Raw genomic sequence first — 25,383 nt, 5'->3', positions numbered from 1 at the left:
GCCGTTCTTGCTCGATGGGCTGCGAGCCCGTGTTAGTAGTTGGCCGCCCCTGCGACTTGTCCGGCTGCGCTGCGAGCGCGTATCCGTAGGTGTCGTTCCGTCCCAGCGGTTCCCCGGCCAAGTGATCAGCACGGAAGGGAGAACCAGGCGGTGGTCAGATATGTCGGCATGGATGTGCACCGCGAGTTCGCGCAGCTGGCGGTGGTCGAGGACGGGATCCTCCGCGACGAAGGCAAGATCGGAGTGACGCCAGAAGCATTGCGGGCGTGGGCGTCTGAACTACGCCCGGATGATGAGGTGGCGTTGGAGGCCACCGGAAACAGCGATGCGATCGCTACTCTGCTCACACCGCTGGTGGCCCGTGTGGTGGTGTCGAACCCGTCGAAGACGCGGGCGATCGCCGAGGCGAAGGTGAAAACCGACAAGGTCGATGCGCGGATCTTGGCGCAGTTGCTGGCAGCGGATTTTCTGCCACCGGTGTGGCTGCCCGACGATCGGACCCGCAGTCTGCGCCGGCAGGTGATGCGTCGTGCTCACGTGGTGCGTCAACGGACTCGGCTGAAGAATCAGGTGCACGCGATCCTGGCCCGTAACCTCGCACCGACGCCGCCGGTGTCGGATTTGTTTGGCAAGACCGGTCGGCACTGGCTCTCGCGTCAGCCGTTACCTGCCGATGAACGCGCCAGCGTGCAGGCGTTGTTGCGTCAGTTGGACTTTCACGCCCATGAACTCGCTTTGGTCGATAGAGAGCTGGCCCAAGAAGCGCTCACCGATCCGATGGTGGCCCGGTTGATGACCATCCCTGGTGTCGATGCGATCGCCGGCATCTCCATTGTGGCCGCGGTCGGCGACTTCTCTCGGTTCGACGATCCCGACAAGTTAGTGGCCTATATCGGGCTCAACCCGAAGGTGCGCCAGTCCGGGAATTCCGCGCCGGTGCACGGTCGGATCAGCAAAGCCGGCCGCGCCCATGTGCGTGGTGTGCTGGTGGAGGCGGCCTGGTCGGCCAGTCGCGCACCAGGGCCCTTGCGTGCGTTCTATCAGCGCATCAAATCCCGACGCGGATTTCAGACCGCGATCGTGGCCACCGCCCGCAAGATGACGGTGCTCGCATGGCATTTGGTGACCAAGGACCAGGACTACGCCTTCGCTCGACCAGGGCTGGTCACCCACAAGCGCCGAAAGCTCGAACTGGCCGCCGGGGCGCCGTCACGCCGCGGCAACTACCGCCAGCCCGGCGCGGCCTATAACAGCAAGCACCGCCGCGACGAAGAGAACGCGGTCGTCGAACAGGCCGAACGTGCCTACGAAGTCCTCGTCGCCCACTGGCAACCCCGCAAACCCGCCACCAATCACCGCTCACCTTGACGATTTCATCCGTCGAGCAGATCACCCGGCGGATCTCCACGTCGTAGTCCAGGAACGGGATGAACTCGTTCCAGGCGTTCTCCCAGAGCCGGATGATCGCCGGGTACTGGGGACCCCATTTCGCGGTGAATTCGACGAAGCGTTCCTTGGCCGCGGCCTCGGTCGCCGCGGTATAGACCGGCCGAATGTCGCGGGCGATCTGATCCCAGTACTTGCGGGACGCGTAGCGAAAGGTGTTGCGCAACAGATGAATGACGCACGTTTGGATGATCGCTCGGTCCCAGACGGTGTTGACTGCCTCGGGCAATCCTTTCAATCCGTCACAGACCACGATGCACACATCGCCGGTGCCGCGGTTCTTGATCTCGGTGAGCACCGACAGCCAGAACTTGGCGCCTTCGCTGCCCTCGCCGGCCCACAGCCCGAGGATGTCGCGCTCGCCTGCGCAGGTGACCCCCACGGCCACGTAGATGGGCCGGTTGGTGACCTGCCCGTCGCGGATCTTGACGAAGATGGCGTCGATGAAGACCACTGGATATACCGCTTCCAGCGGCCGGTTGCACCATTCGGCCATCTCGCCGACCACCTTGTCGGTGATCCGGCTGATGGTGTCTTTGCTGACGGTGGCGCCGTAGACGTCGGCGAAGTGTGCCGCGACCTCGCCGGTCGTCAATCCTTTTGCCGTCAACGACAATACGATCTCATCAATACCGGTCAGGCGACGCTGTCGTTTCTTGACGATCTGCGGGTCGAAGCTGCTGTTGGTGTCACGGGGCACCTCGATCTCGACGGGCCCGATCTCGGTGAGCACCGTCTTGGCCCGGGTGCCGTTTCGGGAATTGCCGCTGCCACGGCCCGCTGGGTCATGCTTGTCATAACCCAGGTGCTCGGCCATCTCCGCGTCCAGCGCGGTCTCAAGCACGTTCTTGGTCAACTGATTGAGCAGCCCGTTGGGGCCGACCAATTCGACTCCTTGTTCCTTCGCCTGCGCCAGCAGCTGCTCAGCCAGCTGCCGTTGATCCAGTTCCATCGCCACAGGATCGAGTGTTTCTGACATCGTCAGTCCTTCCCGCCAAGCACCGCTCGGCGTGTCAGACCAAGATCAGATCCACCGTTGTTCGGACAGTCCCGACGTGGCCATCCCGCTCGACCCAGGGTCCCGGAAAAGTCACATCTCATGAGGTTAGGACCAATTTGAGGGCGTGATCGGGGTGTCTGGTGTGGTGGCGTAGGCCGGCGGCGATGTTGTCCCATCCGGTGGTTCGGAGCATGCCGATAACGAGGTTGCGGCAGGTGGCCATCACTCGTGGCGCTTGGCCGGTACGTATCCCTGATCCGTCCTCGGCGAAAGTGACGTCTTGGACCCAGTGAAGGCGATTTTCTATGCTCCAGCGGCCTTGTACCCAGGCGGCGGGTCGCTTCAGCGGCGCCGTCGTGTGGTTTGCTGAGGTGATCAGGTAGTCGACCTCGACGGTTATGGCTCCGTTATCGGTGACGGTGCGGCGTAGTTGGGAGACTTGGGCTGCGTCGGGGAAGTCGATCCAGGCGGGAACGTCGGCGACCTTGATCGTTCGGGTGATGCGCCGGCCACGCTCAGTGTTACGGGTCGTGTGCGCGGGCATGTCCTTGCAGGGCAGCTTCTTGAGCTTGTAAGTGCAGGGTGGGCATGTTCGCCTTGACCGTGAACACGTAGTCCCCACCGGCGCCGTTGATGGTGGTGGCGGTCTGGGTGTGTATCGCATCGAGGGTCGCCACCGCATTGTCGAGATCGAGGTGTCCCAACAGTGTTCGGGCGGCGCGTATTTCGTTGCTCTTGGCGTTGACGGCGACCTGTCCCAGCACGGCTCCGACACCGTGGTCGAATGCGGCGATCAGGTGCGGCGCCTTACCGCCGGGGTGAGTGCGCGCACCGCGGATCGTCTTGCCGTCGATGGCGATCACGCGGCGCTGCTCGCCGGGGCAGATTCCGGTGAAAGTTGGCGTCCATATCCACTCGCCCAGCGCCCGGTCGAGGGCGTCGGCATCAATGCGCGCGAACAGCTTGCGCAACGTCGATTCGTCCGGGGCCCGAACAAGGCCAGGTTGTCAATTGCGGTCTCGGCGGCCTACTGACCCGTCGCCGCGAACGACCGGCACCCAGCCAAGGTAGCTGTGACCGCCAGCGCGAGCACTCCGACCAGCGGGTAGCGCACCCCGCGCCGGTCGCGTGGGTCGGGCACCCTCTGAAGGGCTTCCCGCAGTCGTTCGTGGCGCGTCCGGTTTGCATCGGCATGCGGGTGTGACCTCGAGTTCGGATGGTTGGCTTCGTAACCTGCATCCAAACCCTTTGGTCACACCCGTCACAGTAGTCACGCCGGTCACGCGGCGACAACGGCCAAGGTCGCAACACTACGCATCAACTTTTCCGGCACCCACCCTGGGTGATGTCCGGCATCGACAGCTGGAAGGGTCAAGGATAATTCTGCTGATGACGCGGGTGTGCCCGATATTCCATGGAGTCTTTGCGGCAAACCACGGCGGCCCTATTTCGGTCGGTGTGTGAAGCGTGGATCTAATAGCCGCTGGTCCCACGCTGCCAGGCGGGACATCTGTTCCCGCAACGCTTGTTGTCACCGACGGGAACGATTTCACTGAACCGCCCATGGGACAGCCCTTTGGCCCGTAGCCCTTGTGCGAGGCGATCGTTAGGGATCGCTGCGGTGCCCGGTTGGACACGGGTTGCAGGTTCAGCTTGAACTCGGTGGTCGTCGCGACCCACGATCGCGCCGGAATGACTGGGTAGAACACGATCCCGAGACAATGGTCGACCCTCGCGGACAGACATCCGTAGCGCAGGTTGCCGAACGGTGTTAGCGGTTCGGCACGCGTTTCCATCTCTGCCACCAGCCGACCGGAAGTGAGTTTCGTGTGCCGAAAGTCCAGAAACGTCGACAGTCCCCCCGCTGAGTTCGCCGATCTGCTCATCAAAGGTGCGCGAACTTCACAGGTACCACCACATGTCATTCTCCTGCGCGTCATGCGTTAATCCCCGCCCTCCTCAGCGAACCGTTTGAGCATGTCGCCGAACGCGCCGAGGTCACCGTGCGCGGCGAAGTGCTCAACGTCCACTGCGATGAACCTCGCTGTAGCGGTGAAGCGCACGACGCCGGCCTCGCCGGTTCCCGTCGCACTGACGTGTAGGGAGCGACCTTCGCGGGCGTGAACGTGTGCGGTTATGCGGTGCGGTTGACGTAGCGGCACTGGTTGGAGGTAATCGACCGCCAGATTGCGGGTGACCGCCGGTGCGCCGGCGATCCAGAGGGTGAAGCCGAACAGGTCGTCGCAGGCCGCGGCGATCGCGCCGCCGTGCGCGAGGCCCGGTGCGCCTGCGTGCCTTTCGTCGAAGACCACGTCGGTGTACACCTGCTGTCCGGATCGAAACACCTTCATCTGCAGGCCGTTGGGGTTGTCGGGGCCGCACCCCATGCACGTGGGGGTGTGCGGTGGTAACTGCTCCGGCTCAACGCGCACTATCTCGCTCATGACGTCGTCGATTCTGCAAAGGTGTCGATGTGCGATCTGGTGTTCGTCTCAACCCCCAGGCGTTGCCGAGCGGTTGTGGACGGACGGCCGCGTGCCCAGGTGTCGAGGATGACTGCGCTGACGGCAGTGATTGGTGAGAGCGCCAGAGCGGCTTGGCTTTTGCCGTGCGCGATCGCCTCGCGTGCGATGTCGGCGAGGTGCTGAGCGCATGGACCTGGCTGCTCGGCGACCTGTAGCGCGGCGGCCAACGAGTCCGACAAGGGCTGGTGCGCCGGTGATGGAACTGTGGGCAGCACGGGTTGGATGCGATAGACATACCCGGCGGTCAGAACGCTGCCGGCGACGGCTACTCCGATGGCGGCTCCGATTTCGCAGATGGCGTCATTGACTGCGGCGGCTACGCCGTGTTTCTCCACCGGCGTCGCTGCGACGATGGCTGTGGTCGCTGGGGCGGTGATCAGACCCAGCCCAGCGCCCATGGCCAACAACGGCGACAGAAAGTCGGGGTAGGTGGCGTTGACGCCTGACCGGCGCACGTCCACCCATCCCCGCGAAGACGTCTTCACAGGCGCGGTGATCGGCTTCGTCGTGGCGCCGGGGGCTCGCCGCTCGGCTGAACTCGTCATCAGGGGTGCATTGGTGCACATCTCAACTCCAAAGAACGCAGAAGTCTTCGCCGTGACGTTCACCTAGCAGCTTCTGCAGAGGATCGTTTCTTTCTTTGTGATTTTGATCAGTACGGTTGAGTCGACCCGCTGTGGCAGTGGCGCCAGAGACGACCGACGGCAGCCGCTCGCGCCCCTTTTGCCAGCGGGAGCTGGATGACGGTTGTCCACTGACGTTGCTCTGCGAACTGCGGTCCGCAATCGCTGTTGTCGTACCCATCGCCCCGAGGGCCCGTCACCTCAGGCCGATCCGGCGAGCGCCAGTTCGGCCCGGTCGACGGGGACTTCGTGGGTAATGGCCCGCTTGCTGAACATGAAGTCGCGGGGGCGGTTGATGCAGTCGGCGGCAATGAACCCGCCGGCACGGAGGTAGAAGCAGGTGAAGTGGCGGTCCCGGGTCGGGTCGCCGTTGAGGACGACTTCGTCGTATCCGGTGTTGAGGCCGGCGATCTGGAGCTTGAGGTTGTACTGATCTGACCAAAACCATGGGAGCGCCACGATTTTCTTTGACTTAGCGCACATGGTCGCCGCAGCTACTTTGGCCTGTTCGCCTGCGCTCGGCACGGATTCCAGGCGGATGCGACGCCCGTAACGGGCCATGTGGTGGCTGGCGCAGTCCCCGGCAGCCACGATGTCGGGGTCGCTGGTCCGGGCCTGGTCGTCAATCACGACGCCGTTGTCGACGGCCAGGCCCGCGGCGGTAGCAAGCTCGATGTTCGGCTCAACGCCGATGCCGACAATGACGAGGTCGGCGGGAATTGATTCGCCACTGGCCAGGAATACTTCGCGGACCATGCCGTCGCCGGACAGGGCATCGACCAGCGTGCCCGTCCGGATGTTGACGCCCTCCTCCCGGTGGACCCGGTCGAAGAACGCCGATACCTCGGGGGCGGTGACCCGTTCGAGAACGCGCTCGGTCGCCTCGAGCACGGTGACCTCCATACCCAGTCCACGCAACGAGGCGGCGGTCTCCAGTCCGATGTAACCGCCGCCGACGATCACGGCCCGACCGCCGGCAGTGGTGCCCTTGCGGATCATCTCGACGTCTGCGGCGGTGCGTAGGTAGAAAACTCCGGCCAGGTCGGCTCCCGGTGTGCAAAGACGCCGAGGGCGGGCGCCAGTGCACAGTGCGAGCTTGTCGTAAGGCAGTACTTCGCCGGTATTCAGCACGACGTGACCAGCCGGGCGGTCGATCGCCTCCACCGTCGCATCCAGGAGTTGTATTCGCTGCTTGGCGTAGAAACCCGAGCTACGAATCGCGAGATCGTCGAGTGTGCTCTTCCCGGCCAGGTATGCCTTCGACAGCGGGGGCCGCTGGTAGGGCAACGCCGACTCCTCGCCGACGAGGACGATCTCACCGTCCCACCCTTCTTGGCGAAGACTGGCCGCGAGCTGGGCGCCCGCGTGGCTGGCCCCCACGATGACCGCTCGCTGCAAGGTCATGCGCCAACTTTCGGGGTGAGGCGGACCATCAGCTTGCTGATACCCCTCACGAAGTTGGACTGCACGTACTCGGGCTCACCGAGGACTTCGATGTTCTCGAACCGCGGAAGCAACTCCTCCCACAGGATCCGCAACTGCATCTCGGCCAGCCGGTTGCCCATGCAGCGGTGGACGCCGAAGCCGAAGGAGATGTGGTTGCGGGCGTTGGCCCGATCGATGATCAGCTCATCGGGCCGCTCGAACACGCGCTCGTCGCGGTTGCCCGAGGCGTACCACATCACGACCTTGTCGCCCTTGCGGATGAACTGCCCGTTGAGCACGGTGTCGGCCTTGGCGATCCGACGCATATAGGCCAACGGTGTTTGCCACCGGATGATCTCCGAGACCATGTTGGGGATCAGGTCGGCGTTCGCCTTCAGTTTCTCGAACTGGTCAGGGAACTCATTCAGCGCTAGAACACCACCGCTCATCGAGTTTCTGGTCGTATCGTTGCCGCCCACGATCAGCAACACGAGGTTGCCCAAGAACTCCATCGGGCGGTCGATCAGATCCTTGGTGCTCTCGTCGCTCTGCAACATGGTGATCAGATCGAAGCCGGGCTGCTCCCCGGCAGCTGTCCGGGCTGCCTTGTCCCGCCAGTGAGCGCTGAGACCTCGAGCCATTTCGACCATGCCACGAAACACCTCGTCGTTGTCCGAGGGTCCACCGTTGGCTTGCTCCATCGAGGTGGCAAGATCGGACCATTCGACGAGCTTGCGCCGTTGCTCGAACGGGAAGTCCAGCAGCGTCGCCAGCATGCGCGCGGTCAACTCGATCGAGACGTGTTGCACCCAGTTGAACGGTTCGCCAAGCGGGAGATCGTCGAGCACGTCTCGGACGCGCTCCCGGATGACGCTTTCCATCTCACGCAGGTTCTTCGGTGCCACCACGCCCTGGACAGCCTGCCGTTGCACGTCGTGGCGTGGTGGATCCATCGCGATGAACATCGCCAAGTCGAGGAAACGCGGCGGGGTTCCGATGATGATGAACGGCTCGGCGGAGAAGACCTCGTGGTTCTTGTCGACGGCCACGATGTCGGCATGGCGCGTCACCGACCAGAACGGGCCGAATGCGCTGTGGGCCTGATAGTGCACAGGAGCCTCGTTGCGCAGGCGCTCGTAGTAGGACTTCCAACGCCCCTGCCGGTAGAGGAACGGATTGCTGAGGTCGATGTCGGTCAGTTTGACCTCGTCAGCGGGCGGGATCGGTCGCTCGGTAAAAATCTGCTGACCATTGGTGCCGGTGACCCAGCGCCGAGTCTTGTCGTAGAGGTGCGCGCCCTTGATCAGTGGGACCATAGGGATGGCTCCCTGGGCCTTGGCGGTGACTGCGTCAAGAATATTCGTCACGTCTTCGTGTCCTCTCGTCGTTACATCTGAAACTCTGGCAGGTGGACGGTCAAGCCGTCCCACGCCTCAGAAACCGGCATCTGGCAGGACAGCCGGGAGGTCGGCTGACGCTCGGGGTTCATCGCGAGCATCTCTTCTTCATCGGCCCCGGAGGGGCCGACCTGATCGGTCCATTGCGGATCGACGATCACATGGCAGGTGCCGCACGCGGCTTCGCCTCCGCAGTCGCCGTCGATGCCGGGCACCGCGTTGTTGGTCGCGACCCGCATCAATGACTGACCTGCCTCAAGAGGCGCCTCGTACTTCTCGCCGTCGTGGGAGATGAAGGTGACAACGGCCATAACCAACTCCTAATACGTTGTCCTCAACGTGAATGCTGTTGTTAACAGCGTTGTCGAGGACGAGCGCTTAGGCTATGTTTACCCGGACCAGGAACTTGTGAATTTAGCTCAAAGGGGTCTTGGCCAGTGGACCTCAATAACGCAGGCGTGCCCCCACTCGCGTTCGCGCAACTGCTCGAGAGCCAGGCACTCGCCCCAGACGCAGTCGTGCTACTTCGCAACATCATGTCTCGCGAAGGAGTCGACGAGGCGACGCTGATCCGGCGCGATGTCCAAGCCCCGCTACGATGGCTTCGCGAGGTCTACCCCGAACTCGCCGTCGAACAGGCAACCCTCCTCGGCTTCGCGTTCGCTGGACAGGCACAGTTGACGTCCTTCGGCCCGTTGAGCGTTCCGCTGGTCAGCGCAGGCTCGGTAGCCGAGGTCGTGGAGTTGCTCACCTATCTGCCGTTGATCACAACGGCTGTCAATCCACAGTTCCATCTAAATGACCACGGCCTCACCGTCGTGCTCTGCGGACACACAAGCGATCCGGCACTGGACTGCCTGGCCATCACATACGCCGGGTCGGCGTTGTTGCGACTGCTGGACATGCTCGTCGGTGACGCGCCGAGCGCCACACTCCACCTGAGTTGGCCAGCGCCCGTCACCCTGAACGATCTCGACGAAGACGTGGTGCTAGCCGGGCGCCTGTTCTTTGACGCATCGATGTCCTACCTTCGCGTTCCCGCCGACACGCTCGATGAGGTGTGCCGGTTCTCCGATCCCCTCGCATATCGACTCGCCGTCGCCCAGCTGAACTCGGCTCTCAACCAGCGGAGCGGAGCCACGTCCTTTTCGGAGAAGGTGAGACAGCTGTTGGAGAAGGATCCCGGACATCGAAGTAGCCAGTGGGTCGCAGACGAACTTTCGTTATCCACAAGCACACTTAAACGGCGGCTCTCCCAAGAGGGGACCACCTTTCGCGCGTTGCGCCAGTCGTGTTTGCGCGAGAGCGCGATGATGCTTTTACTCACCCGATTGATGTCGGCGAGCCAGATCGCCACCAAGCTCGGATACAATGACCTCGCCAGCTTCTCACACGCCTTCAAGCGATGGACTGGCCGCTCTCCGAGCGAGTTTGGGATCTCACAACGCTGAGCCGCCCCAGCGAGTCCGGAGATTCCAGACCTTGGAGCGTTTTTCTACAGCGTCGCCTCGGCCCCGGTTTCAACTGCTGCATCAGAATCGGACGAGCGCTCGGATGTTGCGGCCTGAGCGCATGTCTGCGCCAGGCGTTCGCGGTCACGTAATTTCCCCCAGGGGTGGCCGTCACGTAATTCCCTTGGGTGTAACGCTGCTGAGAGTGAGGGTAGCCGGGCTGGTTGCGTCCAGCGGAGTGGTGGTGTGCGAGCCGGACCTGATCGTGAGTGCCGGCGTGTCGTAGCCGAGTGATTGAGCACTGTCCACGATATCGATCTTGGGAACCTAGAGAATTACCATTATGTCCCTGCCGGACAGGCACTTTCGCGAATCTAAGCACCTAGACCGCGCTTGATGCAACACCGAGGCTAGCTGCTCAGCAGCGCTGCGCTCCGCCGACAGTGAACGGAAATTGCCCTGGTGCACTGGTTAGGTGTGTGGCTGGGCGGTTGTGTCCGCCGGTGGTCGGGGTGATGCTGATGGGGTGTTTCAGTCGAACCCGTTCGCTCTATGTTGCCATGTGAGCCCGCAGACTAGCTTGGGGGGCGGAGGGCACGATTCTTATCCACGGGAACTGCGCTCAAAGAGACTTTCGTTGTAGGGATTGACCTCAAATTAGGGCCCCCGGCGTGCACCAGATCGTGGCCTTGGTCCTAACTGGCGCGTTCCGAAATTGTCGGGATCACGTTCCCAACCTCAATGCCTACCACCAGCCACCAGGCGCCGAATAATTTTCGTCACCTCCCAGCCGACCCGAGGGCACCACCGTCGGACTGGAGTGTGAGGCCCTGACGCCGCCATCCGAGCCGATCTGCTCACTGGCTTCCCTGAGCACGGCAGGGCGATCTATTTTCGGTGAAGTGAGCGCCACCGATGGATGACCGATCGGCACCGGTCTGGTCGCGATGGTGGGCCACACAGGAAGCCGACGTTGCAGCGACCTACGCAGCACGTCGCATCAACATCCGTAGGGACGTTGGCATGCTTGAAGAAGCGGGAAGCACGCACCTGAAACCGCCGGTTGAAGTGTCATGTGAAGTCTCAGGAGATGAGTTACGCATCGTCCTCGGGACTTACTTGACATAGCATCGGCGAATTGTGAAGCTTGCTCGCCGTGGCGGCTGTCGGTGGTGACTCTGGTGATCGAGAGTGGTTGGTAGAGCAGCGATATCGTGCGGTGCTCGAGGTGTTGGACGGCTCACCGGTCGGCGAGGTGGCCGTCCGGTACGGGGTGTCACGGCAGAGTGTGCACGCCTGGAAGGGCAAGTACTTGGCGGGCGGGATCGAGGCGCTGCGCGAGGCGTCACGCCGACCCAGGACCAGCCCGACCCGGGTGGAGTCCGCGGTGGAGGCGCTGGTGTGTGAGATGCGGCGAGCTCATCCACGCTGGGGCGCACGGCGGATCACTTTCGAACTCGCGCAGTCGGGTGTGCCTGCGCCGCCGTCGCGGGCCACGGTGCACCGGATCCTGGTTCGCAACGGGATGGTGCGTGCCCAGCCGCAACAGCACCGCCGCAAGTACCGTCGCTGGCAGCGTGAGGCGCCGATGCACCTGTGGCAGTTGGATCTGGTCGGCGGGTTGTTCTTGGCCGATGGGCGCGAATGCAAGATGCTCACCGGTATCGACGACCACTCTCGGTTCGTCGTGGTCGCCGCCGTGCTTGCCGTACCCTCGGGCCGGGCGGTGGCTGATGCGTTCCTCAAAGCGATGCGCGTCTACGGTGTGCCCTCAGAAGTGTTGACCGACAACGGCAAGCAGTTCACCGGCCGGTTCACCAAACCGAGGCCGGCGGAGGTGCTGTTCGAGCGGGTCTGCCGCGAGAACGGGATCACCGCCCGACTCACCAAGCCCCACTCACCCACCACGACCGGCAAGATCGAGCGCTGGCATCAGACCCTGCGCCGCGAACTCCTCGATCCGGCCGGACCATTCGTGGACCTACCGTCTGCGCAGGCGGCGATCAGCGCCTGGGTGCACACCTACAACCATGCCCGACCCCACCAATCGCTGGACATGGCAACCCCGGCGAGCCTGTTTCGGCCCAACGCCCAACCCGAACCCCTAGTGCTCACCGCACGGCCAGACGCCCCGGGCGGTCAATACGCAGCCGACACGGTCGAGACAACCGCCACGACCGACGCCGAAGGCGCCGACAGCGGGCTGGTGTTGCTGCCCTCGGCCGGTGCGGTCGAGTTCGACACCGTCATCGCCGCCAGCGGCCTCCTGGCGGTCATCCCCTCGGTGCAGCGGATCAGCCTGGGCCCCAACCGCGCTGGCCAACGCGCGCACGTTTGGGTCGACGAGTACACCGTCCATGTCCTCATCGACGGTGCGCTGGTCAAGACGGTGCCCTCCAACCTGAGCGCCGAAGACCTCCGCATCCTGAGCATGCGCGGCGCGCGCCCGGCCGGAGCGCCGCCGGCCACAGCATCGGTGACCCGCGCCGGCAGCCTCCCGGCGGCGACCGTGATCGAAGTTGATCGCTTCGTCGATATCAACGGCAACGCCGAGCTGGCCAAGCATCGCCTGAAAATCGGCGCCGAACTCGCCCGACGCAAAGTCACGCTTCGCCTCGACGGACACCTCATCCACGTCGTCTACAACGACCTACTCGCCAAGACGCTGCCCTCACCTATCCCGGCCGATCAGTACACCAAAATCCGCGGCGCCCGGATCGCCGCCAGTCAATCGCCGCCCCCCGCACCCGGCCCGATCAGCGTCCAACGCAAGGTCCCTCGAGACGGCGTCGTCATGGTCGCGCGCCAACGCCTGCGCGTCGGACGCACCTACACCGGCAAGATCGTCACCATCCACGTCGAGGACACCCACTTTCGCGTCACCTGCGACGGCGCCCAGCTGTCCATCCACCCGCGCACCACCGATCTCCCAATCCGCCGCTGGAAAGCCAAGATTCACGCTCCGCGCCCAAATCCGCCCATGTAAAGGATGTCGTGAGACTGTAAACCATGTCCTGCGACAAAGGAGTTAAGCACGTCCTGAGACCTGACACGACAGTTGAAGCGGTCGGGCCGCACTACGCCAATTCTTCAAGCTCTGTGAGCCGTCCCGGCGTTTCCGGAGACTCCCGATCTTGGGAGGATCTGGGTTATGGGACGTGTCAGCAAGTACCCCGACGAGCTTCGTGAACGTGCGGTGCGCATGGTCGCTGAGGTGCGCCCGCAGTACCCGTCGCAGTGGGCGGCGATCACGGCGGTCACGGGCATGTTGGGGATCGGCACACCGGAGACGTTGCGGACCTGGATCCGCCGCTCGGAGGTCGATACCGGCCAGCGGCCGGGTGTGACCTCCGCGATGGCCGAGGAGAACAAGGCGCTGCGCAAGGAGATTGCCGAGCTGCGCCGGGCCAATGTTATCTTGGGCGGGCTCGACTGTTTGGGGGCGTGATCTGGGTGTTTGTGTCGTGGACGGTGTCCGTGATGTGGGTGTCGGCGATGCGGTTGGCGCGGAGCTGTCCGTGCAGGAGTGCGATCTGGTTTCGTAGTTGACGGTTTTCGTTGTCGAGTTCGCGGATGCGTTCGTGTGCGAGGGTGAGGCGTTGGCGCAGGGAGGCGTCGGAGCCGCGCTCGACTGGGGCAGGTGGTGCCGGCTCGGGCGTCTCCGATATGGCGGTCAGTCGGCGGAGTTGGTCGCGCAGTGCGGGCTGGGCATACAGCCATGAGCGGGAGACGCCGGCGAGGGCGGCGATCTGTGTGATAGTGCGCCGCTGGCCGGTTTCGCCGAGTTCCTGCAGGGCTTGCCGGGCGCGTTGGAGGGTGTCGGCGCGGCGGCGTTGGGCAGCGGCGAGGAGGTAGTGGCTGTTGTCATGGCGCATCGGATGGTTCCTTTCCGCAGCATGTTTCGCTGCCCGCTGCAGCGCACCGGCAGTCGCGTTGGTCGGTTTCGAGGGTGGCGATGATGGTAAGCAGGTTGGTTTCGACGGTGTGGTTCATCTCGGCCAGGCGGGTGTGGCCGTCGGTTTGAGCACGCGAGATCAACGTGCGGGTGTCATCGAGCTGCTTGCGGTGTTGGGGTAGGAATTCGGCGGTCGTGATGAACAGCGGACAAGTCAAACATGCGTTGGCGTGCGGGCACGATTTCTGTAGTGGCAGACCACAATAGCCGTTGGGCAGCGCTATTTTCGCGCGTGCAAGGTTCTGCTTCATCCACTCGCCATCGGCGAGGGGCCCGTCGACGGTGATGTCGACCGGCTCACCGTGGATGTTGATCTTCTGGGCGCGTTCCCACTGCTCTCGTATGGTGGTGTCGGCCAATCGGGCATACACGGCGGTCATGGTGTGGCTGGTGTGGTCGAGCAGGCGTCGGACCACTTCCTGCGGCACCTCATGGTTGATCCATCGTGTGGCCGCCGTGTGCCGGAACTGATGAGCGGTGATATGCGCTGGCTGACCGAGTTCATCTGTGACACCACATGTTTCGAGCCACTGCCCGAGCTGGAGGTGGAACGTCACGGTGGGAATGGGCAGCCGTCCGTCGGGGTTGGCGCTGCTGCGCGGCAGCAACACGGCGGTGGTTGGAAACCGCTGCCGGGTGCGCTCCTGCTGCGTCTGGATCATGGCGGTGAGTTCGTCGTCGATGGGCACCACCGCGTCGCGGCGCATCTTATGGTTGCGGTAGCGCAAATAGACCGCGCCCTGCGGGTCGCGAACCAGACAGTCCAGCGCCAGCCGGGTGGCGTCGCCAATGCGCAGGCCGGTGCGGATGAGGACCTCCACCAGCAGCCGGATCCGCGGGTCGCTGATCCGGTCGAGGTTGGCCGGGCTTTCCAACTGGCCCATGACGAACTCGGGAATCGCCCGCGGTGCCGGTGTCTCGTCACGGCGGGGCTGGTCGCTGGGATACAGCTGCGCCTCGGCCGGCAGCGATGCCCACCGGTGCTGGCGAACGGCATTCAGAAACCCGGTCACACAGCCGATCTCGGCGCTGCGGGTCTTCGGTTGTGGGATCTCAACGGCCAGTCGAGCCAGGTAGGCCTCCAGCGCTGCCCGCTCGAGCGCACCCGGGCCCGACGAGCTCGCTAGTCCGGGCATGAACTGCGACAAACGAACGAGCGCGAGGCGATCACTGCGTAGCTGCCCCAGCCCGACTCCGCACGACATGCGCCACCGGCACCATCGTTTGGCCAGCTCTCGAAGCCAGACTGGGTGCACCGCAGTGAAATCCAGTTTGGCCCCGTCATGGCCGGAAACACCGAGCCGCCGTAGCCGCCACACGTCACGCTGGTATTCGCTGTCCCAGCCGGTCCCGTCGCGCAAATCGAGCACGCACTCGATCGCGTAACCGAGGAACGCGCGCGGGGTGTTGACCGACGCCGCGGCCGGCAGCCCGGCCAGCCAGTCGGCCAGCGGACGATCCAGCAGCGACTCGGCCCCGGTTGCCGACAAGTGGTCCAGCAGCGGCTTGATCGATCGCGGTGTGGTGCGGGTTCGGTTCAGGTCGACGCGGCATTGCAGCGCGTAGCCGATCTCCAGCCGCAACTGCGGCCGCAGCGGCCGCAAGTCGAAGCGATCCTCGCCGTAGCTGGCGCAGTAGGCGATGAACTCCGCCGCCGACGGGCGACCACGCAGCCGCCACCGCCGGTGGTGGGAATGACACCACCCGGCGTCCAGTTCGGCCCACAACATGCACCCCGGGATGGCGCACACCGCTGCCGGCGTGCCGGCCACGTCCGGCTTCCACCGATCCACCACTGGGCGTCCGGCCTTGTCCCAGGCGTGGGAATGCGTGTAGCACAACCGATACCGATGCTGCCCGAAGCCGCAACCGGGCACCAGGCACGATTGCAGCGGCCGGTACCCCATCACCTCTGGATCAGCGGTCGCCGCCCACGCCCGTCGGTCATCCGGGCGACCCGCCTTTCTCCACCGGCCCAGATGGGCCGGGCAGAGCCCGGCGTAGCGACTCGAACGCACACACCCGGGCACCGCGCATGCCGGCGACCCGAGAATCGGATCCGCGACGGCGGGCACCAGCACCTCGACCCGGAACTCCGCACGCACCGCTGCGCCCAAACGCGCAACCCAGCCGGGCTCAATCGGCGGCGCCAGCACCTCGACGCTCACCACGACCCATCCCGGTCCGCCAGCCACCCCGCGGCCACCAACGCGCGGCGGGTGTCCTCGACCTTCAGATGCGCGTACGCGTCACTGGTCGTCGCGATCGACGCGTGCCCCAACAGATGGGCCACCACCTCGACCGGCACCTGGCGGCGCAACAACTCTGTCGCATACGAGTGGCGAAAAGTATGCGGCCCGAACATGATTCCGGTCCGCTCCCGCAATCGGCAGACCAAATCGTAGACGCTGGCATACGTCAACGGATACCCAATAGGACCGGACCACAAGTTGACGAATACGTAATCGCTGTCCAGCTCGCCGTACTCGCCATGCAGATAATCCGCATACAGCCGGATCACCGCGCCCGGCACCGGCACCTGGCGACCCCCGCCCTTGGCTCGGGCACGATTCGTATTCACCCTCGGCACCACCGTCACCAGCCGAGCAGCCGCATCGATGTCGCTGTGCCGCAACCCCAACGCCTCACCAACCCGCAGCCCGGATGCAGCCAGCAGAGAAAACAGGAACCGATCCCGCAGCCGATCACAGGCCGCCACGATCGCCGCGACCAGTTCCGTGTCCAGCGTGTCCGGGATGCGCCGCTGGGCCCGTAACCGGATCCGCCTGCTGCGCTCCGGTCGAGATCCCAGGTGCGCCAGCAGTGGTCGCCACGATCCACCATGTCCCTTATGCCGCTGCCAGGTCGTCAACAGATCACCCAGGTCCACTCCGTGGCGCTGATGGAATTCATAAAACGCCGAGATTGCCGATAGCTTGCGGTTCACCGTGGCCTCCGAGCACATGCTCTCCGCCGTCGGCAGCGCTGACACATTGCCCACTCGCCCCGCCGCGGGTAGTCGCAGCCACGCCACGAACCGGCCCACCTCCTCCAGTCGCACCCGCGACCACACCAGGCCGCCCCGATCGAGGAACTCGAACCAATCCCGCAGATCATGGGCATAGGCCTTGACCGTGTTCGGTGAGCGCTCGATCGCGTGCAGATGCGACAAGAACGCCTCGACCGGCTCCACCACCACCGCATCCTGATCCACCAGCGTCCACGATTCGCGGTCGCCGAACGGCATCACCACCGACTGCACCCGCAGCCCAGGACTCGTCACAGACACCGAAGATAACTGGTCCACAACGCATTTCCCGGCATCTCCGAACGCGTGTCGTCTACATGGTGAACAGCTTCCTCACGGCCTCAGATAACCAACGAGATCTTGAAAGCAGCGGCGATTTTCTTCGGGGCCGAGCTCGACCGGCCCGGGAGACGGTGATCCGGTTCATCGCCGAACACAAGGACCACCAGGTGGCCGGCCCCAACGGCGGGGCCGGGCTGCGCTGGGGTGTCGAGCCCATGTGTGCGGTGCTGTCTGAGCATGGCGTGCCGATCAGCCCGTCGACCTACTACGAGTGGATCAACAAGACCCCGACACGACGGCAGATCCATGACGCCGAGCTGGTCGAGATCATCACCGCGGCGCGGGAAGACAAGAAAAAGGGCAAGTTCGTCCAGACGCTGGGGTCACGCAAGTTGTGGATCTGGCTACGCAGCCAGGGTCACGATGTCGCCCGGTGCACGGTGGAGCGGATCATGCGCGAGAACGGTTGGGAGGGCGCGCGGTACGGATCCAAGCACAAGACCACCATCGCCGACGACACTCATCGGCGATACCCGGATCTGGTGGACCGCCGCTTTTATGCCGCGGCGCCAAATCGGTTGTGGGTGGCCGACTTTACGTATGTGTCGACCTGGATGGGATTCGTCTACGTCGCATTCGTCATCGACGCCTACAGCCGCCGGATCCTAGGCTGGCGGGCCGCCAGATCCATGACCACCGATCTGGTCCTCGACGCTATCGAGCATGCGTTCTTCACTCGCGCCCAGGACGGCACCACCAGTCTGCACGGGCTGATTGCGCACAGCGACGCGGGCAGTCAATACACCTCGGTGGCCTTCACCCAGCGGCTCATCGATGAGGGCGTGGATCCCTCCGTCGGCTCGGTTGGCGATGCGCTGGACAATGCGCTGGCCGAGACCACCGTCGGCTCGTTCAAGAACGAACTTATCCGCCGGCAAGGCCCGTGGCGCGACGTCAACCAGGTCGAGCTGGCGACCGCTGAATGGGTGGTCTGGTTCAACACCGAACGCCCCCACGAGTACCTCGACGACTTCACTCCCGAGGCCGTCGAGACGCTCTACTACGATCACAAACGCACCCCACCAAAGGCAGGGTGATTCAACGAATGCAGTCTCCGGACTCACCGGGACGGCTCACACGTCGGCGTGGTCGTCTGGTGGGTTCAAAGACCGACAACGAACACGGAGGTGGTTGTGCCACAGCAACTATGGGCGGGTGTGGATGCCGGCAAGTCAGAGCACCATTGCGTCGTCGTCGACGTTGATGGCAGGAGGGTGCTCTCGCGGCGGGTAGCCAACGATGGCGACACTAAACGAGTTGATCAACGCGGTCACCACGCTCGCTGATGGGGGCGACCTCACCTAGGCGATCGACCTGGCCGGTGGTGGTGCTGCGTTGCTGATCACGCTGCTGCTGGACGCCTCCCAGCGGCTGCTCTACATCCCGGGCCGCAGTGTCTATTACGCATCGGGCGCCTATCGCGGCGACGCGAAAAGCGACGCCAAAGACGCGGCGATCATCGCCGATCAAGCCCGGATGCGCCGTGATCTACAGCCGCTGCGTTCCGGTGATCAGATCACCGTGCAGCTGCGCATCCTGACCGCTCGGCGCGCTGATCTGGTCGCCGATCGCACCCGAGCGCTAAACCGGCTGCGCGCTCAGCTGCTGGAGTACTTTCCCGCCCTCGAGCGGGCGTTTGACTACGGTCAACACAAGGCTGCGCTGATCTTGCTCACCGGTTACCAAACCCCCGAGGCACTGCGTCGCGCGGGCGCCGCGCGGCTGGTGGCCTGGCTGCGCAAACGCAAGGCCCGCACCGCCGAGGCGGTCGCCGCCGCCGCACTCGAAGCTGCCCACGCTCAGCACACTGTGCTGCCCGGACAAGACCTGGCCGCCGCCATGGTGGCCCGGCTAGCCCAGGAGGTGATCACCCTCAACACCGAAATCGCCGACACCGAGACGATGCTCGAGGAACGATTTCGCCGCCACCGCCACGCCGAAATCATCCTGAGCATGCCCGGCTTCGGGGTCATCCTCGGCGCCGAATTCCTCGCCGCAACAAGGGGAGACATGAGCGCTTTCGACTCCGCCGATCGTCTGGCCGGCATCTGCGGGCTGGCGCCGGTACCGCGCGACTCCGGGCGCATCAGCGGCAACCTCAAACGCCCCCGCCGCTACCACCGACGACTCCTGCGCACCTGCTACCTGGCCGCCCAAAGCGCCGCCCGCACCGACCCGGCGTCTCGCGCCTACTACGAACGCAAACGCGCTGAGGGCAAACACCACCGACAAGCCGTCCTAGCCCTGGCCCGCCGACGCCTCAACGTCCTGTGGGCCATGCTGCGCGACCACACCACCTACCAAATCCCAACCGCCGCAGCGGCTTGACAAACCCATTGAGAATCGAATGGGTCACACGAGGCTGCAGCTGACCACGTTTTAGCCGCTAGACGGTACGGTACTGGACTGTACTACGGCGACGGTTCTATCGTGGGCGCTGTGTCTCGGATTGCCGATCACCCCGCGGAGTCCGCGCCGTGGTCGCCGCGGGAGGCCGAGTTGCTTGCGGTGACATTATGGCTGCTGCAGCAACACGGGTATGACCGGTTGACGGTGGACGCGGTGGCGGCCACCGCCCGCGCCAGCAAGGCGACGGTGTACCGGCGATGGCCATCGAAAGCCGAACTGGTATTGGCCGCGTTCATCGAGGGGACCCGCCAGGTCGTGGTCCCGCCCGATACCGGCACACTGCGGGGAGATTTGCTGGAACTTGGGGAGTTGGTGAGCCAACAGGCCCGCCAGCACGCCAGCACCATCCGCGCGGTGCTTGTCGAGGTGTCGCGTAACGCCGCGCTCAACGAGGCGATACGGCATCAGTTCCTCGAGCAGTGGAAAGCCTTGATCCAGCACATCCTGAAGCAGGCCGTTGACCGAGGTGATATCGCGGGCGCCGCCATCGACGACGAACTTTGGGACCTACTTCCCGGCTACCTAATGTTCCGGTCCATCATCTCTAGCCGACCCCCCACCCGTCGCACCGTGCAAGCCCTGGTCCTTGACTTCATCATCCCCAGCCTCACCTGATCCACCGGGTAGGGCGGTTTAGCCCCTGTTGTCTTCGGCGACGCCTCGCAGGCGTGAAAATGTGGTCGGGTTGCCCACCGACGCCGACTTTCACTCTGGTTTGTGGGCCCGTGGTTTAGCCTGGCGCCGGGCCCGACCTGGGAGGGTCACGCACTGTTGCTTCGAGCAGCCGGTCAGAATTTCGGTTCCTCGACCGAGGCCCCAGCAACCTCCCCATGAAATATCGATGTGATGGGAGGACAAGCGAAGTGAAATGGTCAACGTCCGCGACGTGAACAACGACACGGTGGACGCGGTGTGGCTGGTCACGTTCACAGAAGGGCGTGCTGCGGCCATCGTTCGTGCCGGCACCGGCGCGGCGGCTGCACGATGACACCCGGCTACGGGTCGACTGACCGGCGAACGCGCCCGCTACTGGGAGCGGCTCGAGAAGCTGCTCGAGGACGCGTTGATTTAAAGTGTCGGCGGTGGCGCGTAGAAGCTAGACACCGTCTCGGTTCGCGACATGCTTGAGGTGTTGATCGCTGGCGAGCGCGACGCCGGACAACTCGCTGATCTGGCCCGCCGCCGGGTGCGGGTCGAACACGGCGCCTTGGTCGAGGCTTGACGGGCCGATTTCGATGACCACCACGCGGAGCGGAGCCGGATGCTTGCTCACCCGATTGACACCCTCAGCGCGTGGATCGAACCCTAACCACTCGTATCGACGACCAACTGAGCGTCCTGATCGACGTGGCAGCCACAGCGGCGACACCAACGCGAGCGCGGCCGGCGGCGGGCCAGGCCAGATCATCGTCGACGACACCATGGCTGCCCGACAGACGCTTGCGGCGATCGAGTGTCTCGACGAGATCGCCGGCGTCGGGCGGCTCGGCGTACAGCTGATCCTGGCCGCATCGGCGCCGATATGGCCCCAATTCCCGACCGCCGCGCGCCTGGTGCAAACGGCAGTCGCTACCGGATTGGTTCGCGGTCAGCCCGCGGTTCAGTACGCGTTTCCGCACAGCGGCGGGACGCAGGTGCGTGGCGGCCACCCGTCCAGGTCTCCTCCGGGGCTATCTGTCGTTGCCGATCTCGTGGTCGGCGAATTGGCCATACTCGGGTAGCCGGAGCGGCTGCTGCGGGAAGCTGGTTTGCGGAGGGTGAGGGGGGCCTACGTTGCGGGCTCATCGGCATGGCGGCGGTGCGCGGCAAGGAAGTCATCGACGATGCGCTCACAGTCTTGACGATCGATGGCACGCAGGCCGGTGAGTCGAGCGAACGCGAGTGGCCCCACGAGTTGACACAGGATCAGCTGCGGGTCGAATTCATCGAGGTCGGCGCGGGCTTTGGGGCTTTGCAAAAGGCGATCGAACGGCTGGCGATACTGGTCGACGATTCGTGTCCGCAGCGCGTGCCGATCGTAGGTTTCCTGGGTGCTGTTCGGTGTTGGGCCAAGCGCGACCCAGGCCAGTGTGGTGACGTGCAGCGGTGCCTCCTGGAACAGCGTGGCTTGTCGGCTCAACAGTTCGATGAGTTGGTCGCGCAACGGTCCCGTCCCCGGCGGAGGGTGGACTTGCGGCAGCAGCCGTTCAAATGTGGCGGCCAGCAGTTGAGTGGAGCTGCTGAAGTGGCGATACAGGGTCGTGCGCGCGACTTTGGAGGCTTTGGTGACCGCGTCGATGGTGACGGCTTCGATGCCGCCGGCGCTGAGGAGTTCGGTGGCCGCATCCAATAGCCGGGTCCGTGAGCGTAGCCGGCGTGGGTCGACGTCGTCATCGTCGTCGACGGGGAATTCAAGGGCGTCGCGCTCCATGTAGTCACCGTAAGCCCCGCCCGTACCTGGCCCGCACCGAATCGTGCCTGCATCGGGCGATTGACCCGTCCGCAACGCAATTAACACTACTGGTAGTGGTGTAGCGCTACTAGTAGTAGTGTAGCGCTACTAGTAGTCCACTTATGCATATCCGTCTTTGCGCCCGGGGGAGGATTCATGTCAGGCAACGGGCCGAACGATCCCTGGTTCACAAGCTCCTCGATGCTGCCACTACATGCCATGTCGTCTGGCTGTCGAACGAACTTTCCGAGTTGTGCGAGCGAAATCGCGCAGACGAAGAGCGATGGTCCGCGATGAGTGTGCTGCTTGCGCCAACCAAGCCTCACGTGTGGACGCGTGCGGTTCGGGCTTTCAAGCGCACCGGCCGCGCGATTACCAGTGGCGTGCACCGACCGCCGCCGGTCGAGCAAGGCCGCGTGCGTCCACGTCATTACCCGCCTCGCTGCTGCTCATACCTCGACGACGACCTAATGAACCGCGAAATGTATGACCACTTGCGCGAGGAGCCGATCAGACTAACCTCCCGGCTGGCATTTCGCCTACGCCGCTCATGAAACTAACAAGGTTTCGACGATGGTGCATCGGGATCGTCAAACCACCTGCGCGCCAAGGGCGTTACGTGCTGTTGGTTAGGACTCAGACCAACGCCCCGCGGACGCCGCCGTATAAGTGGATTGCAGTCGCGACGCTGCTCGTACTCGCGGTGATTTTAGCCTCGGTGTACGGGCAATTCCGCGGTGCCTTCACCGAAAAGACGCAGCTGACCATGATCGCCGCCCGCGCCGGGCTGCTGATGGATCCGGGTTCGAAGGTGACCTATAACGGGGTGCAGATCGGCCGGGTGGGGTCGATTTCGGAAACCGTTCGCGACGGCAAGCCCGCCGCGAAGTTCACCTTGGAGGTGTATCCGCGGTATTTGGCGTTGATTCCATCGAACGTGAACGCCGATATCAAGGCGACGACGGTGTTCGGTGGTAAGTATGTGGCGTTGACGACGCCGGCCAATCCGTCGCCGCAGAAGATCTCGACGCACACGGTGATCGATGCCCGCTCGGTGACCACCGAGATCAACACGCTGTTTCAGACGATCACCTCGATCGCGGAGAAGGTGGATCCGGTCAAGCTGAATTTGACGTTGAGCGCGGCGGCGCAGTCGTTGACGGGGCTGGGGGAGAAGTTCGGTCAGTCGGTGACCAACGCCAACGCGTTGCTTGATGATGTGAATCCGCAGATGCCGCAGGCGCGCAGGGATATTGCGCGGTTGGCGGCGCTGGGGGATACCTATGCGAACGCGTCGCCGGATTTGTTGGATTTCTTGGACGACGCGGTGATCACCTCGCGCACCATCAATGCCCAGCAGAAGGATTTGGATCAGGCGTTGCTGGCGGCGGCCGGGTTCGGCAACACCGGTGCGGAGTTGTTCAACAAGGGCGGGCCGTATTTGGCGCGCGGTGCCGCCGATCTGGTGCCCTCGGCGCAGCTGCTGGACACCTACAGCCCCGAACTGTTCTGCGCCCTGCGCAACTACCACGACATCGTGCCCATCACCGGTGCCTCGGAGGGCGGATTCAACGGCTACTCGTTGAACATGGACACCGAGGTGCTCTCCGGGCTGGGACTGATCGCGAACCCGGTGTCCGCGGCGCCCGTCATCGCTTCGCTGGTGGGCGGTGTCGCCGGGGTGGTCGGTGGGGCGCCCAACCCCTACATCTACCCCGAAAATTTGCCGCGGGTGAACGCCCGCGGTGGGCCCGGCGGTGCGCCGGGGTGCTGGCAGCCGATCACCCACGACTTGTGGCCCGCACCGGAGTTGGTGATGGACTCCGGCAACAGCCTTGCGCCGTACAACCACCTGGACACCGGATCGCCGTATGCGATCGAATACGTCTGGGGCCGCCAGGTAGGGGATAACACAATCAACCCATAAAAATGGGCATTGCCGCATAGAGTGGGCGATGATCTTTTGTGGTGGGAGGGTTTTCGTGTGCGAGCCCAGTCAGCATCCGGGACAGCTCTCGACGCAATCCCGCGCCGACGCCGATCTGGTCATCCAGCAGATCCCGGCGATGCAGCATCACGTGGTGCAGATCCCAGTCAGGCTCATCCAGGGCGCAAGCAATATCGGCCAGTGGTGATTGGCTTCGCGGGGCGCAGCCGATTCGCGAGCCGGAATTCCACTGCGGCCTTTGTTGAACACTCGCGTGGAATCGATGAGCATTCGCATGGAATGATCGAGGCGACGACCCGCACTTGGCATCATGCCGCCAAAACCGCTAAATGTCGCACCGGAGCGAATGACACACTGTAGTGGCGCCGCAAAAGGGTAATCGCAGACCGGGCCGCCCGCCTGCCGCGACCGCCGGCGACGCGCGCGAGCGAATTATCCGAGCTGCTCGTTTGGTGTTTAGCGCACGCGGCTACGACGGCGCGACGCTCCAAGACATCGCCGCGCGCGCCGACCTGAGCCGGCCGGCGATCAACCACTACTTCTCGAGCAAGCGAGCGTTGTATCAGGAAGTGCTGGTTGAGACCAACGAATGCGTCATCGGAGCCGGTGTTAAACATGCGGACATCGAGAATTCGCTGGTGGCTCGCCTGATGGCGTTCATCTCCGCGATGAGAGCCGGTTCGGAAAATTTCGCCGGGTCTGCGTTTTTGGTCACTGGCGTACTCGAATCGCAGCGCCATCCCGAATTGGTTGGCACCGAAAACGATCCCCTTTGGATCATTCGGAAAGTATTGACACGCTTCGTCAACGATGCGATTGAGCGCGGCGAACTCGCTGCGGATATTGATGCATCGGCAATGGTCGAACCGCTGCTCGTCGTGGGTTGCGGCGTGGGGGTATACGCGGGCTACGTCCGGACTTACCCAGAGATGGTGGCCATGACCCCAATGCTGCGCCAACTCGTGGAAGGGGCGCTTTGCCCGCCCACCCGAGGACTAGCGGGACGGCCGTTACGGTGGTGACCCGTTGTGCTCAGCCGTGCTGAAGCCGACCATCCCCCGTCGAAGATCGCCAAAAACTCACCCGACGCCACCACGGTGATGGACGGCACCGCCCCCAACGACGCCGTCCCGCTCATCCGCTTCCTGGTCAGCGATCCTGATTCGGTACATGCGGCCGCGCCTAGGCAGGCTGACCCTTTTGCAGCGCGAACGCCTGACTGGTTTCTTTGGCTGGTTCATCGACATCGCACGGGGCGCAGCGCCCCGCCCCCTGAAGGCCTGCAGGACTGGCCTGTCAAACTACGGTCGGCTCGTCCTCATGCGTTATAAGAGTCTCTGAAGGGACAGCTTGGATGCTGGGTCGTCACTGGTGCCGTCAAGCGCGGATACGTTTTTCCGACA

At 64.1% G+C, this 25,383-nt stretch carries 20 protein-coding genes and 6 pseudogenes; 11 read left to right on the top strand and 15 right to left on the bottom strand.

Translation table 11 applies throughout. From position 1 onward, the window contains the following. Window positions 1–168: 168 nt before the first annotated feature. Window positions 169–1,368, top strand: coding sequence for an IS110 family RNA-guided transposase (locus MJO58_RS17235; RefSeq protein WP_082278410.1), 1,200 nt, complete (start codon window positions 169–171; stop codon window positions 1,366–1,368). Here the strand turns inward: MJO58_RS17235 and MJO58_RS17230 are convergent. The 10 genes and pseudogenes from MJO58_RS17230 to MJO58_RS17190 form a co-directional block, all read right to left on the bottom strand. Next, window positions 1,343–2,425: pseudogene (locus MJO58_RS17230) on the bottom strand (IS256 family transposase); the annotation flags it as partial. The gene MJO58_RS17235 and the pseudogene MJO58_RS17230 sit on opposite strands and share 26 nt — an antisense overlap. Window positions 2,426–2,543: 118 nt before the next feature. Beyond that, on the bottom strand, window positions 2,544–2,990 hold the full coding sequence (locus tag MJO58_RS17225) for an ISAs1 family transposase (RefSeq protein WP_142278382.1): 447 nt from the start codon (window positions 2,988–2,990) through the stop codon (window positions 2,544–2,546). Next, window positions 2,968–3,420: pseudogene (locus tag MJO58_RS17220) on the bottom strand (ISAs1 family transposase); the annotation flags it as partial. The pseudogene MJO58_RS17220 and the gene MJO58_RS17225, both read right to left, overlap by 23 nt. A 53-nt stretch (window positions 3,421–3,473) precedes the next feature. Continuing rightward, window positions 3,474–3,689 carry a transposase family protein gene (locus MJO58_RS28825; RefSeq protein WP_082278415.1) on the bottom strand — a complete coding sequence of 72 codons (216 nt, stop codon included), beginning with the start codon at window positions 3,687–3,689 and terminating at the stop codon, window positions 3,474–3,476. A 385-nt stretch (window positions 3,690–4,074) separates the two neighbouring features. After that, window positions 4,075–4,371 (bottom strand): annotated as a pseudogene (locus MJO58_RS17215) (phenylacetic acid degradation protein); the annotation flags it as partial. A gap of 18 nt (window positions 4,372–4,389) precedes the next feature. Further along, window positions 4,390–4,890 carry a PaaI family thioesterase gene (locus MJO58_RS17210; RefSeq protein WP_042791998.1) on the bottom strand — a complete coding sequence of 167 codons (501 nt, stop codon included), beginning with the start codon at window positions 4,888–4,890 and terminating at the stop codon, window positions 4,390–4,392. Next, a complete protein-coding gene (locus tag MJO58_RS17205; protein ID WP_350355896.1) occupies window positions 4,887–5,516 on the bottom strand; it encodes an MFS transporter in 630 nt (209 codons plus the stop codon). The genes MJO58_RS17210 and MJO58_RS17205 overlap by 4 nt, the downstream gene beginning before the upstream one ends. 279 nt (window positions 5,517–5,795) lie before the next feature. Then, a complete protein-coding gene (locus MJO58_RS17200; protein ID WP_042792000.1) occupies window positions 5,796–6,998 on the bottom strand; it encodes an NAD(P)/FAD-dependent oxidoreductase in 1,203 nt (400 codons plus the stop codon). Beyond that, entirely contained in the window at window positions 6,995–8,335 is a 1,341-nt protein-coding gene (locus MJO58_RS17195) for a cytochrome P450 (protein ID WP_051472937.1), read from the bottom strand. The genes MJO58_RS17200 and MJO58_RS17195 overlap by 4 nt, the downstream gene beginning before the upstream one ends. Window positions 8,336–8,406: 71 nt before the next feature. Beyond that, window positions 8,407–8,727 (bottom strand): 2Fe-2S iron-sulfur cluster-binding protein, encoded by a 321-nt coding sequence (locus tag MJO58_RS17190; protein WP_042792002.1) that lies wholly within the window; start codon window positions 8,725–8,727, stop codon window positions 8,407–8,409. Between the two features lie 126 nt (window positions 8,728–8,853). Here MJO58_RS17190 and MJO58_RS17185 point away from each other — a divergent pair, with 126 nt between their 5' ends. The 3 genes and pseudogenes from MJO58_RS17185 to MJO58_RS17175 form a co-directional block, all read left to right on the top strand. Then, window positions 8,854–9,867 (top strand): helix-turn-helix domain-containing protein, encoded by a 1,014-nt coding sequence (locus tag MJO58_RS17185; protein WP_042792003.1) that lies wholly within the window; start codon window positions 8,854–8,856, stop codon window positions 9,865–9,867. Between the two features lie 1,156 nt (window positions 9,868–11,023). After that, window positions 11,024–12,853, top strand: a complete 1,830-nt coding sequence (locus tag MJO58_RS17180; protein ID WP_051472938.1) for an IS481 family transposase — start codon at window positions 11,024–11,026, stop codon at window positions 12,851–12,853. 165 nt (window positions 12,854–13,018) lie between these two features. Next, window positions 13,019–13,288 (top strand): annotated as a pseudogene (locus MJO58_RS17175) (transposase); the annotation flags it as partial. On the opposite strand, the gene MJO58_RS17170 reads toward MJO58_RS17175, so the two are convergent. From MJO58_RS17170 to MJO58_RS17160, 3 genes are read right to left on the bottom strand one after another with little or no spacing between them, the layout of a single operon-like run. After that, on the bottom strand, window positions 13,281–13,742 hold the full coding sequence (locus tag MJO58_RS17170; protein WP_007172469.1) for a DUF6262 family protein: 462 nt from the start codon (window positions 13,740–13,742) through the stop codon (window positions 13,281–13,283). The pseudogene MJO58_RS17175 and the gene MJO58_RS17170 overlap by 8 nt on opposite strands. Beyond that, on the bottom strand, window positions 13,732–16,017 hold the full coding sequence (locus MJO58_RS17165; protein ID WP_225325992.1) for a tyrosine-type recombinase/integrase: 2,286 nt from the start codon (window positions 16,015–16,017) through the stop codon (window positions 13,732–13,734). Before MJO58_RS17165 ends, MJO58_RS17170 begins: the two co-directional genes overlap by 11 nt. After that, the gene (locus tag MJO58_RS17160) at window positions 15,987–17,069 is read right to left on the bottom strand and encodes a tyrosine-type recombinase/integrase (protein WP_033717226.1); all 1,083 of its coding nucleotides are present in this window, start codon (window positions 17,067–17,069) and stop codon (window positions 15,987–15,989) included. The genes MJO58_RS17165 and MJO58_RS17160 overlap by 31 nt, the downstream gene beginning before the upstream one ends. Before the next feature lie 132 nt (window positions 17,070–17,201). On the opposite strand from MJO58_RS17160, the pseudogene MJO58_RS17155 reads away from it, so the two are divergent. The 3 genes and pseudogenes from MJO58_RS17155 to MJO58_RS17145 form a co-directional block, all read left to right on the top strand. After that, window positions 17,202–18,229: pseudogene (locus MJO58_RS17155) on the top strand (IS3 family transposase); the annotation flags it as partial. Between the two features lie 90 nt (window positions 18,230–18,319). Continuing rightward, window positions 18,320–19,520 (top strand): annotated as a pseudogene (locus MJO58_RS17150) (IS110 family RNA-guided transposase). Window positions 19,521–19,619: 99 nt separating this feature from the next. Then, window positions 19,620–20,216, top strand: coding sequence for a TetR/AcrR family transcriptional regulator (locus MJO58_RS17145; protein WP_096288364.1), 597 nt, complete (start codon window positions 19,620–19,622; stop codon window positions 20,214–20,216). Window positions 20,217–20,697: 481 nt separating this feature from the next. Here MJO58_RS17145 and MJO58_RS17140 read toward each other — a convergent pair whose 3' ends face one another. Beyond that, entirely contained in the window at window positions 20,698–20,874 is a 177-nt protein-coding gene (locus MJO58_RS17140) for a hypothetical protein (protein WP_158089970.1), read from the bottom strand. A 148-nt stretch (window positions 20,875–21,022) separates the two neighbouring features. On the opposite strand from MJO58_RS17140, the gene MJO58_RS17135 reads away from it, so the two are divergent. After that, window positions 21,023–21,322, top strand: a complete 300-nt coding sequence (locus MJO58_RS17135) for a hypothetical protein (RefSeq protein ID WP_042792006.1) — start codon at window positions 21,023–21,025, stop codon at window positions 21,320–21,322. A gap of 47 nt (window positions 21,323–21,369) precedes the next feature. Here MJO58_RS17135 and MJO58_RS17130 read toward each other — a convergent pair whose 3' ends face one another. Next, a complete protein-coding gene (locus MJO58_RS17130; RefSeq protein ID WP_038534967.1) occupies window positions 21,370–22,011 on the bottom strand; it encodes a TetR/AcrR family transcriptional regulator in 642 nt (213 codons plus the stop codon). Between the two features lie 643 nt (window positions 22,012–22,654). Here MJO58_RS17130 and MJO58_RS17125 point away from each other — a divergent pair. From MJO58_RS17125 to MJO58_RS17115, 3 genes are all read left to right on the top strand, one after another. Further along, window positions 22,655–23,959, top strand: a complete 1,305-nt coding sequence (locus MJO58_RS17125; protein WP_042792071.1) for an MCE family protein — start codon at window positions 22,655–22,657, stop codon at window positions 23,957–23,959. 55 nt (window positions 23,960–24,014) lie between these two features. Next, window positions 24,015–24,167, top strand: a complete 153-nt coding sequence (locus MJO58_RS17120) for a hypothetical protein (protein ID WP_158089969.1) — start codon at window positions 24,015–24,017, stop codon at window positions 24,165–24,167. Between the two features lie 172 nt (window positions 24,168–24,339). Beyond that, window positions 24,340–25,002: a TetR/AcrR family transcriptional regulator gene (locus MJO58_RS17115; RefSeq protein ID WP_042792008.1), complete on the top strand. Its 663-nt coding sequence runs from the start codon at window positions 24,340–24,342 to the stop codon at window positions 25,000–25,002. Window positions 25,003–25,383: the final 381 nt, after the last annotated feature.

The organism is Mycobacterium lentiflavum (assembly GCF_022374895.2).
In the GTDB taxonomy this organism is placed as follows: Bacteria; Actinomycetota; Actinomycetes; order Mycobacteriales; family Mycobacteriaceae; genus Mycobacterium; species Mycobacterium lentiflavum.
The sequence above is the reverse complement of the archived record's forward strand: the minus strand, read 5'-3'. Positions and strand labels throughout refer to the sequence as shown.

Bases quoted from the DNA above. Each gene is read 5' to 3' on its own strand.
- MJO58_RS17235 (WP_082278410.1), top strand. From the start codon at position 169: ATGGATGTGCACCGCGAGTTCGCGCAGCTGGCGGTGGTCGAGGACGGG.
- MJO58_RS17225 (WP_142278382.1), bottom strand. From the start codon at position 2,990: ATGCCCGCGCACACGACCCGTAACACTGAGCGTGGCCGGCGCATCACC.
- MJO58_RS17210 (WP_042791998.1), bottom strand. From the start codon at position 4,890: ATGAGCGAGATAGTGCGCGTTGAGCCGGAGCAGTTACCACCGCACACC.
- MJO58_RS17205 (WP_350355896.1), bottom strand. From the start codon at position 5,516: ATGACGAGTTCAGCCGAGCGGCGAGCCCCCGGCGCCACGACGAAGCCG.
- MJO58_RS17200 (WP_042792000.1), bottom strand. From the start codon at position 6,998: ATGACCTTGCAGCGAGCGGTCATCGTGGGGGCCAGCCACGCGGGCGCC.
- MJO58_RS17195 (WP_051472937.1), bottom strand. From the start codon at position 8,335: ATGGTCCCACTGATCAAGGGCGCGCACCTCTACGACAAGACTCGGCGC.
- MJO58_RS17190 (WP_042792002.1), bottom strand. From the start codon at position 8,727: ATGGCCGTTGTCACCTTCATCTCCCACGACGGCGAGAAGTACGAGGCG.
- MJO58_RS17170 (WP_007172469.1), bottom strand. From the start codon at position 13,742: ATGCGCCATGACAACAGCCACTACCTCCTCGCCGCTGCCCAACGCCGC.
- MJO58_RS17160 (WP_033717226.1), bottom strand. From the start codon at position 17,069: ATGCCGTTCGGCGACCGCGAATCGTGGACGCTGGTGGATCAGGATGCG.
- MJO58_RS17135 (WP_042792006.1), top strand. From the start codon at position 21,023: ATGGCTGCCCGACAGACGCTTGCGGCGATCGAGTGTCTCGACGAGATC.
- MJO58_RS17130 (WP_038534967.1), bottom strand. From the start codon at position 22,011: ATGGAGCGCGACGCCCTTGAATTCCCCGTCGACGACGATGACGACGTC.